The sequence below is a fragment of the Gordonia liuliyuniae genome, assembly GCF_021739025.1.
Lineage (GTDB): Bacteria > Actinomycetota > Actinomycetes > Mycobacteriales > Mycobacteriaceae > Gordonia > Gordonia liuliyuniae.
Genome location: NZ_JAKKOT010000002.1, coordinates 145,665 through 158,900, shown reverse-complemented (window position 1 = coordinate 158,900; position 13,236 = coordinate 145,665). Strand labels below are relative to the sequence as shown.

The following is a 13,236-nucleotide window of genomic DNA, read 5'->3' as shown; positions in this document are numbered from 1 at the left end:
TCAACTGCTTCAGCCTGCACGAGCGTCGACGGTGCTGGCGCTCGCGTCGCTGATGCTGTGCCTGAGTGCATTCCACGCAACCTCGATGTGCTCGTCTGTGAACATCTGTTGCTTGCGGGGCGTCCACTGGTGGACTTCTTCAATCGCAGTCTGCACATCTCGTGCTGCTTCGGCAGTGTCGGCCATCGCCCAGTGGACGGTGGCGAGTAGTTCCATGCCGTACATGGACTCGAAGCCGTCGATTGTTTCCAGGACCTTGTCGATTCGTGCGAGTGTCTCTGGAACGTCGGCGAGTGCGGCCGTCGCTTCGTCGACTGCACCCGGAAACACATGGATCGGGCGCGCGTCGAGGACCTTCGCTGAGGCATCGCCGTACCCGGTGATGAAGTGCCCTTCCACGCGGTCGAGAACGTGACGGAGGTTGTCCGCGTACGGCCCATAGATGTTCTTCGCGTAGTTCAGCTTCAAGGGCTCCCCAGCGACCTGGAGAAAGTACATCAACTTCTGCACTTCGATCGGTGTCGCGCCGAGGGCTGTCTTCTCGTACTCGTTAAGCAAGGCGACGAGCGCCGCTCGTCCTGGTGTCATCTTCGGACGTTCTGTTGCGTTCGCCATGTCTTCCGCCGCGGGAGCTGCATCCGGGCCGTATAGCCGAACGTCGACGTCGGGGAGTTCCGCGAACGCCCGCCGAATCCTCGGTTCGACGTCTGCCCACGCGAGGCCGCCGTTGCCGCAGCCCAGAGGAGGAACTGCGATGGAGGTGATGTGCTGCTCACGGATCACCTGGACGAGATCGGCGAGGCCGGCTTCGATGTCTGCGAGCGTGGATCCGGACTTCCAATGGCTCTTGGTTGGGAAGTTCACGATCAGGCGGGGCCCACTGAGTGCTCCGGTCTCCCACACGTACATGTGGCCGAGTCGCACCTCGCCGGCCTTGGACGCCTTGGCGTATGCCTTGAACATCGCGGGGTAGGCGCGCCGGAACTGCAGAGCGATGCCCTTGCCCATCACCCCGACCGTGTTGACCGTATTGACCAGCGCTTCGACGTCTGCGTGAAGCAGATCGCCTGTGGCGTTGGTCAACATCATGGACTCCATGATCTAAAAATAGGCTGAGGGTGTGACAAGTACCCGAGGTCGGCTATCGACCAGCCTATCGAGAATCGCTTGTACCCGTTGCTGCCGGGCCGAATCGAAGACGGCGATGCCGGTGAACGCAGACCACGGAGGCAGGTCCCCGATAGCCGGTCCACGTCAAGATGCTGGCTCATAGGTCGGTGCTCCCGGTGTCGTGTTAGCTTTTCGCGGCTGTGCCGTATAGATCATATCTCTCGAGAATCATTCTCTTTGTTCGATACTCCCCATATAACTGAATGTCCTCCGACGCTACTTTGGTAAACGTGTCTAATATGTACGAGGCGTCATTGCGGGAGACTTTGAAAATATGGAATGCCGCTGCGTCGAGTTCGGCTCGAATCTGCTCTCTCTGAGTATCATCCCAAAGGTGAGGTTCTGATCCGGGGCTCAGATCATCTGCAATCCCATGCATATCATACGCGGTGTAGGAGAGTCTAAACACTCGTGATGATATCCACGAATTGAGTCGAACCGAGGGGTCCCAAGGTGTCTTCATCTCGATCTGTTCCACCGTGGCCATGGGGAGTTGCTGGAGGTAGTTGTACGTCAGATTAATTCCACCCAGTTTCTGTCGAAGAACGTAGTCAAATACGTAAGTACACATTAATCCGAGAAGTGAAGCCTGGTGGTTTGAGAATATAAGTGGAACGCTGTGCCCAACTGCGGTCTTCGGTAAAGGATAAGCGACCATTGTGCGCTCGTTGGTTGGGCTCGAAACGTTCGAGAATCCAAGTAGCCACGGCGGAAGATTCGCCGGTAGATGTTCGCTCGAGACCCAGTACGCTGGTTCTGCGTACCGTCGAGGATTCTTGAGTTCTTCACTGGTTATGTAAGAGGGTTGGTTCTGCCTCTTGGTTGCCGTTGCGCTGCGTTTTACGTCTGCTGCCCGGTGGTTATAGAAGGAAGCCATCATTCCTTGGTAAAGTGGAAGCATAACCACGTCAGTGCCGTCTCTTTTGAACTTCTTCTCGTTCTCCGTCCATCCGTCGGCTTCGAGGTATTCTCGTGTACGAAACAGGTGAGAATCGTTCGACATGTCGAACATGCGCATGAATTTGACCCCCCACGGGTTTCCGTTAACCGGGTCGCTCGCGTTGATGAGGACTGGTGCAGTCTTATAGATGCTGAGTGTTATCTCTGCATCGCGGCGGGATCGGAATACCGGACATGTGCCGGTGTTCGGATTTAGGAGGGCGATTTCGTCGGGAGACAAGGTAAACCTGGTGTTAGGGCGTTGTAGGTCAAGCGGGTCATGAGCGAAGAAGGCGAAGTCAGTGCGTGCTTCATGAGCATCGCGGCCGACCAGGCTTAGCAAGCAGAACTTGGTACTACTGTGGACAGAGACGAATAGTAGGTTGCTATTCTCGAAGTCGTAAAGACTCGAGATTGCACCGTGGGTGACCAGATCTTTGAAGAAGTACTGAGTCGTAGCGTCAGTTGCAATGTTGGTCGGTAGGATCTCTCCTAATCGGCCTTTGCTTGCCATTAAGTTTCGGCTGGCCTCAGCGAATACTGCGTACGTGTTGATATCTCCGCGACCAGTCAAGGGGTATCGGCCCGAGTTTCGAAGAATATGAGACATTCCCTCCGCTCTTCGTTTCTCGGCGAGGAATTCGTTATAGAGCGCATTGTTACTTTCGGGAAGCTGCGTGATCAAACGCTTGCGGGCGGAGGCGTTTGGTGCCGCCGCTACTTCGGGATCTCGCGCGGCGAAGAACTCCTGCTTTTGAAGTTTGACCCGCTCCCACGGCGGATTTCCCAGAACTGCAGAGAACCCTCCGTCCCAACCAGTGGCATTATTGGATATGTCGCCCTCACTGGCGATGGTGGGGAACAGATGCGGGAACTCGAGATGCCAGTGGAAGAACCCGTACTCCGCAGCCAGGCGCGACACTTCCGTAGTCTGATCCGGTGTCAAACCACCCACACCCGCCTGCATCGCAGCGATAGTCGCCTGCGTGATCGGCGTCGGTGCATCCGGCTGCAACGGCCATACGAACGCCGCACACCATGCATCAGCGATCAGACGCGCGTCCAGATACTCCTGCGAGTCGGTGAACGCACGCAGGCGTTGGCTCTGGGCATGCACATCGGCCAGTGAGAGGGGCTGCCGTCCGATGACGCCTTCGATCCGCTTCGCCAATCCGGTGTTCGCGGCGATCGAGTCGCCGAGATTGTAGATGCTGGCCTGGTTCGAGCGCTCGGCCTTGTTCGCGCGTGTCGTCGCGGTAGCGATCTGCTTCACGTCGCCCTCAATGGGCTTGAATGCGGCGTCGGGTAGCCCGTCCGCCAGCAGCTTGGGTGTCGCGCCGACCAGCGTGTTGCCCACCTTGATCTGCGCATCCAGATACGTGAGCGGTTTGCCGGGCTCAAGTGCTTCCATCCAGAGCGACACTTTCGCGAGCTCCGCAGCGAGCGGGTTGACATCCACACCGTAGATGCACTTGGCGACGACCTCCCTCATCGCCGCGCGCACCTGAGCGGGAGCCGGCTCGGGATCGCCAGTCCGCGCTGCGGCAACACGTTTCGCGATCCGTCGTGCGGCACCGACCAGGAAATGTCCACTGCCACACGCCGGGTCGCACACCGTCACCGACAGCAATGCTTGGATCTGGCCGTCGGTAGTATCGGCGGACTTGAACGCGTCGTCGAGCACCGGCTCCAGCGCGGTGTCGAGGAGCGACTCGACCAGTGAACTCGGCGTGTAGTACGAGCCGGTGTCTTTACGTTGGTTACCCGACTCGATGTTGAGTGAGTACTCCTTCTTCGCCGGATCCCACTGCGGCACGAACTCGAGCAGCGCTTCGTAGATACTGCCCAGCTCTTCGGCGCCGAGATTCCGGTAGTCGACCACCCGCAACACGCTCGACTTCGATTCGCGGACCAATGACAGCGACTTGACTGCGCTGAGCAGCGCGTCGTTCGACAGCGCGTGCTCGGTGAGGAAGTCGAGTTCGCCGTTGTCGAACAGCCCGCCAATACCGGGTAGTCCGAGCTCGGGAAGTCCCTCTTCGCTGCCGAGACCGCGCCACACCAGCGTCAACGCCTCCCAGCGGTCGCCGTAGCGGCCGCCGCGTCGACGACGAGCGGTCGCTCGAAGCCGAGCAGTGGAGAAGTAGCTGAGGTAGCGTTGCCGCACCTCAACGCTCGCGTTCGGATCGAGGAGCGCTTGGCGGTCTTCTGCGACGAAGGTGAAAAGCAGCCGGTATACCACCCGCAGAAGTGCATGGTTGACGTCGTTCACCGACAAGCGCTCGGACGCGAGGTCCTCACGGAGCGTCGCATTCTGAGGGTGAGTCAAGAAGCCGATCCCCAAGGTCTGCAGCGCTTCGACGACGCCGTCGCGCAGTTGGTTCAGCGCGCGTGATCCTGACTCGACAGCCTCGGTCCGCCACTGCTCCAGTGGGCACGACGCCGGCCCGGAGTCGTCGCGCACTTCAAAACGGGAGACGTGGCACAGCGTGTACAGCAGTAGGAAATCGGAGAACAGTTCGCCGTCGAAGATCGCTTCCAGATCGAACTCGACGTAGGCCGAACCGACCAATGAAGTCGAGTCGCGCAGCAGGCGAAGCACCTGGCCGTTCGAAAGGATCGCCCACAAATGGTCGTCGCTGTGATTCAGAAGCTCCTGCACCATCGACTGGGGTGCCGAACCTGCCGCGCCTGCGACACCCTTGCTCCGCGTGTCCAAGGCCGTCCCCCACCCCAGAAGATGAATCGGAGTGGATCCCCACTCGTGGGAGACGGGAAAGTTGCGGCCGTCGACTGCGATGCCGCCCTTACCGCTCGCCGGGACCTGGCCGAAATCGAGCTGTTTGAGAAGTATCAAGAGGAAGCGTTCACGCGTGAGGCCGGTTGTCGGAGCGCCCTCAGGCAACTGGGAGAGCGCGTCGCGGTATCCGGTCCACACGCCGCAAAGGTAGGCCCAGGCCCGGTTGGCGGCATCACGAACTGTCTCACCGGCGGCGAGGTGATAGTCCCGTGGCTCAAGAGCCTTGCCAAGGGGGTCGTGCCCTGCGGCTAGTTGCGAGGGAAGGTCGGCAGGCAGTAGCCCGCCCTGGATCCGGACTCCGACATACGATTCGCCTGCTATCTGACGTGTGCTCACAGGGCACCTTCCTCGACTGCCGGGACGAAAACGAACACTCCGAGGATGTCGGCGGCCTCTTCCGGGGTGACTTTCAGACCGCGGACGATCTCGGAGGACGCCTGGCGCACCCGACGGTGCGAGGCGAGGAGATCGTGGGCCATAGCGACTCCGCGCTCGTTCAAATACGGGCGGAGGGCATCGACGCCGTCAAGCGCACGACCGATGAATCTCGTCGCCTGCAGCGCCGGAATATTCCCACTCGGTGTGGCTGACAAAAGATCGGCTGCACGCTCATCGTCCAGCCACACCGCGTGTGCGGGAGCACCCTCGAACGCGATCGTCGCGACGTCCTCGGCGATCAACTCGCGTTCACCGCTACGTGACGGCAATTGCAGATGGAAACGGTAACGCACAACCAACAGCGTCGTCCTCGTAGACACTGCGCCGGTCCGGATCACTGCGCACCGCCGCGCAGGCCGCCTCGACGGATCGATCTCCGCGTCTAATGCGGATTCGAGCACGTATGACGCGATCGACTCGACGGCCGCATCGGTGCGATTCAAGACGGATTCTCCGCGCCCGACGGGCAGGTCGTCGGCGAACAACAGCGGATCACGGCGGCCGATGGGGAGTGCGTCCATGAGTTCGAGGGGAAGTGGGAAGAGTGAGGCGGTGAAGCCTCTGGCGGTCGGTGTGATCGTCGAACCCAGAGCTCGCAGCGTGTGGTCGACGCAGTCGCGCACCTGTTCGGCTGTGCCCAGCGCCGCGCGGGCCGCAGCTACCTCCTCGGACACTTCCTCAGGTTTGATCGCGTGCTGCGCGTACTTGGTCTGCGCGAGACGCTCGCGGTCTGCGGTCGATTCCCACTCGCGATACAAGTTCTCTTGCTTTTCCCGCACACCTAGATCCAAGGTCAACTGCTCCGCGTCGCCTCCACGTAGGAGCAGCCCTTCCATCAGTGCCTCCACCACCGCGGAATTGTTGTCCGGTACAGGAACCGATACGCCGGTCGCCTTCCGGATCGCCTCATGCTTGCGAAGTAGCACTTCGAGGACGATGCCGTCGATCTGGTTGTCTCGGCCGTAGAGGGTCACAGCGCGGACTTGATCGGCACGCTGACCGAAACGGTCCACACGGCCTTCGCGCTGTTCATGGCGGGTGGGGTTCCACGCCAGGTCGTAATGGACCACCGCCTGGAAGCTCTCCTGGAGGTTCACGCCTTCGGACAGACAGTCCGTCGCGACCAGCACATGACGGCCTTCGACAGCCGTCAACTCCTCAATGCGCGCGACGCGCTCGGTCGGCGGCAACGCGCCGGTCACAGATCGGACGGTGGCGCCTTTGCCGAGTGCCTTACCCAGCTGTTCGGCGACGTAGTCGGCCGTGTCGATGAACCGACAGAAGACGATCGGGTCGCAGCCTTCGGCTAGGAGTGCTTTGACCTCCTTCACGAGGGCGGCGATCTTCTTGTCGGCCTTGCCCTCGAGTTCGCGGGCGTCGGCGAGGAACCCGCGCAACCGCCGGGCGGTCGCATCGGTAGCCGTATCGCCGATGTCCGCGCCGGGAGTGGCGTCTGCCGCTTCGATCGACTCGTCGTCGGCCTGGTCCAGAACTACGGACCGACCGATCGCATCAGCTTCAGCCGGTGAGATGGCTGCTACGGATGCTGCCCGAGTGCGCAGGGTCTGGGCAGCCGCGCGCGGCGACGAGGCCAGCGCGCGCAGCAACGCGAGGGCCGACCACCAGTTCACGCGTTTGGCCAGGTTGCCCTCCGCAGTGAGTACAGTTTCACGCGCGTAGTCGAGCACTTTGGTGAACAGTGCGTGGTATTCCGGCGAGAGGTTGTACGGCGCTTCTCTGGTCAGACGGTCTGTAGGGAACGGAGTGTCCTCGTCGAGGTAGCGCCGGATATCGCCGCGGCGCCGTTGCACGAAGTGTTTCGCGAGAAGCTCGCGGCCCTTGACCGTCTCTAAGTTCACGGTCTCCAACGCGGGATCGAGGAGACCTAATAGGTTCCGGAACGCCTCCTCTTTGCCGGAGTGGGGCGTGGCGCTGGCCAGGACCATGTGCCGTGACGGATCCGAAGACAACTCGTGGATCAGTTCGTATCTCTGAGTCCGACCTGAACCTGCTTGCCCCGCTGCGGCTACGCAGGTGTGGACCTCGTCCACGATCACCAAGTCCGGACAGGTCCGGAGGAACTCGTGCCGCCGACGCGAGTTCTTGATGAAGTCCGTGGATACGACCGTGATCGGGTAGCGGTCGAAGATCGACTCGGTGCCGACTAACCCGCGCTCCAACCGTCTTACGGTGGAGGGAAGAACCAGTTCTGCCTCCATACCGAACTTGTCGTGAAGCTCGGTCTGCCACTGTTCAGCGAGCGCCGGACTGCACAACACCGCGAGGCCGCGAGCCTCCCCGACAGCGAGGAGTTCCGCGGCGACGAGGCCGGCTTCGATGGTCTTCCCGATACCGACGTCATCGGCGATCAGGAGACGCACGACGTCTTGGCGGAGCGCCATCATCAGTGGAACGAGCTGGTATGCACGGGGTTGTACGGAGATCGACGCCAAACACCGGAATGGGCCGGCGGTCGATCGGAACCCGATTCGGAGCGCGTCGGTAAGCATTCGTGCGCTGTAGTGGTCACCGAGATCCTCGGCCTGTGGCGGTGGGAAGGTGGCCGGCTCCACACCTTCGCTGACGAGGACGCCTGCGATGTCATCATCGAGTCCGCCGAGAGGGCGTAGAACGAGGAAATCGTCAGTGCTGTCGGGCAGCACCACCCATTCGCGTCCGCGTGCGGTCACCAAGTTGCCTGGGGCGAAACCCATTCCGTCTACTTCTTTCCCGTGCCGAACACGTAGGGGTTCGCCCGCAGCACTGCGAGCCAGTCATCGTCTCCGCGGATGCGGAGTGTCATCCATCCGCGATTCATCAACTCGTCTTCGGAGTCTTCGTCGCGGCCCGGGCCTGGCGGTTGATCCGTCGCGTCGAGAAACACCGCGGTGGTACCGGAGTCACCGCGGAAGACGAAGTCTGCGGATACTGTTCCGATCGACAGGTGGATTCCAGTCGGCAGCGTGAACGAGTGCAGCGCCATCAGATCGATGAGAGACCGCTCGAGGTCCGTTCGGCACTGCGCGCGCAACTCGTCGACGTCACCGGCTGAATCCGAACTGTCGGCCACCGGGTCAGTGCGCGCGCTCGCCAGGTCGAGGAGCAACCCCTTGACCGCATGCCGGTCGATGCGCTGGTGATCGGACTGGTTTCCGTAAGCGAGCAGGCAGTCGTAACAAGCCTTCGCGCAATGGTCTTCGTCGGGTCCGGCGTTACTCCCGGCCGTGTCAGTACCGTCGGGTGCGAAGTGGGCGATCTCGAGCGCACGGCGCGCCACGCGGGCGAGAGCGTCAGGCTCACCATGTAGCCGTCGCAGGACGCCCGCACCGCCCTCGGCGGATTCGGTGAACAACATCCGCGCGCGCTCGAAGCTGTCGGGGAGCGCTTCGCTCGACAGTTCGGAGTCCTCGAGCTGGAACTCTGCTTCGATCCCGCGCTCCAGCGCGTATCGCAAGGTCGTCGAGACGACCTCGTCGACGCTCTCGTGGAGCCGCACAACCGAGATGTTCCGGGTGTCCTCGACGTACGGGATCACCTTCTGCTTCGTCTTGACGTCGGCCGCATCACCGAGACCGCCCTCGTCCGGGGTGGTGTCCGTCGCAGCTTTCTCGCTGAGCCAGTTGCCCTTAACCGTGTCTAGCCAGTAGCCGAGATCGTTGGGGTTCTTTCGTCGGCGACGACCGAGGTTGGTCACCCGGACGACGGCAGTATCGCCGTAGGTCATGTCGGCAACGGGGCGATCGCCGCAGGCGACATTGGCATCGATCCTGCCCGACCTGGGGCCGTGCTGACTGAACCGGTACGACGTCTCGAGCTCGAATCCAGCGCGGCGGCGCTCTTCCTCGTCCGACGAGATGCGCTCGCGCCTACGAGTGAACACGGTCTGCATGCGCATCAGGTTGTGCCGCGGATCTGCGAGTGTCGCGCCGCAGTTCTCGCAGACATCAAGGCCGGCCTGCCTAACATGGTGGTACCCGCATTCCGTACAGCGCCGCGCGTCCTCCAAATCGACGGTACCGACTCCGCCTGAGGCCATCGGAACTTGGATTCGGCGTACTTCGTAGCGGGCACCCTCGTGGTAGATCAGAGCACCTGGTCCGAATTCTGAGATGGCGAGAAAGCGGGGTCGTTGCAGGTAGTCGCCATTATCTGCGGACGATCCGCGTACGCCGGGGATGTAGGCGGCCAGAGGCAGGCGTGGGAAGCTGTATCCGGGCAGGAATCCCTCGGAGGCGAAGTAGCGGTAGCTGTAAAAGTCCGAGTGTCCTCGATCTGAGTCCTCATTGCGCAGCAGACGCAATTGGTTCTCGGCTTCACGGCGACGTGAATCGGCGGCACGACGGGCGCCCGGCGTCGCCGATGCGTCGAGCACAATTCGGTTCTGTTCCTTTTGGTCGGCGCTTGCCGCTCGGTACAGTTCGCGCCATCGGTTGCATGCCGAATCGAAGTCACTCGGAGCGGAGCGGATGATCGACGCTGCCCATTCGTCGTTCCACCACGCGGTCTTCTCCAACTCGGAGCGGAGGGGCATGATGATCCCCTCGGCGCGGGCGATTGCCCGGGAGATCGCGTCTGGATCTGAGATCTGTTGCACGAGTTCGCCGATCAACGGCATACCGTCTGCTTCAGAGTCGAGTAGCTGGGGGAGCCGCGACCGGAGGGCGGCACCCGTCTCTGACAACCACAGCGCTCGTAAGTGTGATGCGAGAAGGGATTCGTTCGTCAAATCGAGGCGAGGCGCGGCGACGGATCCGGCGACCATGTCGCGTGAACGCCGGAAATAGTACTGATCGTGTGCGTTGCCGGTCGCGCAATAGGTGACGACCAGAGCTGGCTGGCCTGACCGGCCAGCACGACCCGAACGCTGAGCGTAGTTCGCGGGAGTCGGCGGGACATTGCGTAGCCCCACTGCGTTCAAGCTCGCGATGTCGACTCCGAGTTCCATGGTGGGCGAACAGAACAGAAGCGGGAGGATTCCTTCCCGAAAGTCTTCCTCGCGTTCTCGTCGGATGTCACTGGGGACCTGGGCGGTGTGTTCGCGCGCGAACTGACCGGACAACGACCGCGCGGTTTCACGGTAGAGGTCGCGGAAGAACGGATTGATACGGAGTCCCTGATCAGCGCTCGCCGTGCGTCGGAGCGGATCCGGTGCTCCAGTCTTCGCGTTACCGAGACGCCAGACCACGGCGGAAGCTTTCAACCGGTAGTTGGGTCCGGGGTCCTTGGGAAGATCCACTGTGGTCAGGAGGCCGACTCGTTCGAGAACTCGGAGAGTGTTCTCGATGATCTGCTGTGCGTCCCCGGTGTCTAGAGGCTGTCCATTGCTGTTGCGGAGGCTGGTGCGGTCTTTGATGTAGCGTCCCAGCGCCGAGCGCCCGGTCATTCGAGCCTCGGCACGAGGTCGTCCTGGCGACCCGGGCCGAGTCGATACTGTCGCAGGTATCGGCGGGGCGTCTCGGCGCGAGACAGACCACAGGCCAGTCAGATGCTGCTCGGACTGGTGGCGAATGCGTTCGTACCCTTCCTCCGACAAGCACTCGACGTCGACGGCCAGATCGCGGCGGAACTCATCGAGGACGATGCGGCACAGGTCTTCCCGTTCGCCTGGGGCGGTGTCCCGAAGGGCGATGTGAGACGACGCCCAAAGGTCGGAATCGGCAGAGATATCTGGCAGTGAGTCGTAATCGATTCGGAGGAGTCCGGTCTGCTCGAGATTCGGCATGGTGACGCGCCAACCTCGCTGGAGATCCGCGTACAGGCGGAACTCGATGAACGCTGCGAAGGCCCTCTGTGCGGCGGTGCGCATCCCGTATTTGGCGTCTGGATTCGAGGCGTAGGCCTCGAACGGCAGTGCAAGCGCAGCGACTACCTTCTGGGCGACGTCGTCGTGCCGCAGGTCCTCCGTCTCTAATGCCCGATGAAGGGCGCCTCGAAGCTGGGTGACTTGGGCGAAGTCGTTGAAGTGTCCGGCCTGAAGGCTTGCATCTTGACGGTTGTCGACGAAGGTCAGGAGCTTGCGCGCATCCATGGCGAGTTCGGCGGGTGGAAGCTGCCGCAGTGAACGCACAATTGACGAGCTGATCACCGAGACGGCCGAGCTACGACCTTCTGCGTCGAGGGTTGCGAGTTTGGCGAAGTCGCTGCCGCGGGCCTGCTCGTACGACACCTTGCAGCGGAGGCAGAACCGGAACGGGGACGGAACGTAAGTGGCGTGCAGTCCGTCCGAAGTCTCGGAGCCGTCGGTGTCGATTCGAATATTGCGCGGCTGGTGCCTGCGGAGCCGCTCGACGACGCTTCCGTCTACGACCCAGGAGTCCGGGAAACGCCCGTCGGTGAGCGGATCGGCCGGCCACGGCTGGTCCGTCGAGATGTACAGGTATCCGTTGGCGTCGTCCCCGCCGCTGGCGTCGCGGTCGCGCCGGGCGACGTATCGAACGATGCCCTGGTCGTCGGTGCGCGCGACGACCAGGTACTCCTGCCCGCACTCGCGACAGAAGGCGAGCGGCAGCAACACCTTCTCGGGATGTCCCGGGACCGCGACCTGGTAGGTCGAGGTGACGTGTCTGGAACCCTCGGGTTCGATCGAGACGTACACGGTGTCGCCCTTGGCCAAAAACTGGTGAAGGCGGAATGCGAAGAGGGGCCGATCGGTAGCAGGGTGTCTACTCGCTGAACCTGCGAGGAGCGTCGTGCGGATCGCGGTGGCACACTCGTCAGGTGAGCAACCGGTCATCTCCGACAGCCGTGCCGACGCTTCGCGGACCTGCTCGGGACGTTGACGGACGACCGTACCGGTCGTCTCTTCGGTGTCCAGGCCGAAGGCCGACTCGATCCAGGTAGCGAGCGGCGAGGTCGTGAGTTGGGTGTAGTCGCCGTGTGCTCCACCTACACGGACTTCGGCAGTGAGCGCAGCGCAGTCGGTCTCCGCGCCGCTTGTCGCCCGAGATAGCGTCTCACCGATCACTCGCTCCGGGGTCACCTCGGTGCCGAAGATCCGACTGGCGACTTCAGCGACCACGGCGCGTTGGTTCTCGACCGTTCCACCAGTCGCCATGGTCGCTGATGTGCCGATGCACTGCAGATCGGGCGACTGGCACGCATCGCGGACCCGGCGCACGAGCATGGAGACATCGGCGCCCTGGCGACCCCGATAAGTATGGAGCTCGTCAAGTACGAGGAACGCAAGCCCTTGTGCTGCTTGGACGAGGCGGCGTCGCTCCTCGGGACGCGTGAGGACCAGTTCGAGCATGACGTAATTTGTGAGCAGAATGTCCGGAGGATTGCGCAAGATCTCTTCGCGCTCGGCGTTGTTCTCCTGGCCGGTGTAGCGAGCGAACGTCACCGGTTCGGACCCTTTGCCGTACCCGTATTCCAGGAACTTCTCCAGCTCGCCCAGTTGACTGTTCGCCAGGGCGTTCATCGGGTACACGATGATCGCTTTGACGCCGGAGCGCTTGGGTTTCATTCTCAGAACCCGATCGACGATCGGGATGATGTACGCGAGGGACTTTCCCGACCCCGTGCCGGTTGTCAGGACGTACGATTGGCCGGATTGTGCGATCTCGACGGCTTCACGTTGATGCTGGTGAAGTGTGATCGTGCGATCACCGGGGTCGTCGACCGCGGCCTTGGGGCGGAAGATTCGATCGCACTCCTCATGGAGAAGGCCGTCGCGCGCAAGCTCAGTGATCGAGCCGCCAGTCGCGAATAGCGGATTGAGCGACAGCCAAGGTTCGGGCGTCTGGTCACCGCGCGCGATCAGTTCGTCGACGTGTTGCGCGAGTCGGGCTTCCCGAACGTCGACAGATGATGTGGTGAACGATGTGTAATCGTCAACCATGCGCTGGTGAACGCTGAAGACGTCCATGCTCCCTCTCATTGGGCAGTGT

4 protein-coding genes are annotated in these 13,236 nt (G+C 62.0%); all 4 read right to left on the bottom strand.

Translation table 11 applies throughout. The features are described 5' to 3' along the window. Positions 1-9 precede the first annotated feature (9 nt). Positions 10-1,086 (bottom strand): type II toxin-antitoxin system antitoxin DNA ADP-ribosyl glycohydrolase DarG, encoded by a 1,077-nt coding sequence (gene darG, locus L5G28_RS01810; RefSeq protein WP_308191941.1) that lies wholly within the window; start codon positions 1,084-1,086, stop codon positions 10-12. A 208-nt stretch (positions 1,087-1,294) separates the two neighbouring features. Then, positions 1,295-5,245, bottom strand: coding sequence for an Eco57I restriction-modification methylase domain-containing protein (locus tag L5G28_RS01805; protein WP_237000067.1), 3,951 nt, complete (start codon positions 5,243-5,245; stop codon positions 1,295-1,297). After that, on the bottom strand, positions 5,242-8,061 hold the full coding sequence (locus L5G28_RS01800; protein ID WP_237000066.1) for a DUF8741 domain-containing protein: 2,820 nt from the start codon (positions 8,059-8,061) through the stop codon (positions 5,242-5,244). Before L5G28_RS01800 ends, L5G28_RS01805 begins: the two co-directional genes overlap by 4 nt. A 5-nt stretch (positions 8,062-8,066) precedes the next feature. Further along, positions 8,067-13,214: a DEAD/DEAH box helicase family protein gene (locus L5G28_RS01795; protein WP_237000065.1), complete on the bottom strand. Its 5,148-nt coding sequence runs from the start codon at positions 13,212-13,214 to the stop codon at positions 8,067-8,069. Positions 13,215-13,236 lie beyond the last annotated feature (22 nt).

Excerpts from the sequence above, each read along its gene's own strand:
- darG (WP_308191941.1), bottom strand. The coding sequence starts at position 1,086 with ATGTTGACCAACGCCACAGGCGATCTGCTTCACGCAGACGTCGAAGCG.
- L5G28_RS01795 (WP_237000065.1), bottom strand. The coding sequence starts at position 13,214 with ATGGACGTCTTCAGCGTTCACCAGCGCATGGTTGACGATTACACATCG.
- L5G28_RS01800 (WP_237000066.1), bottom strand. The coding sequence starts at position 8,061 with ATGGGTTTCGCCCCAGGCAACTTGGTGACCGCACGCGGACGCGAATGG.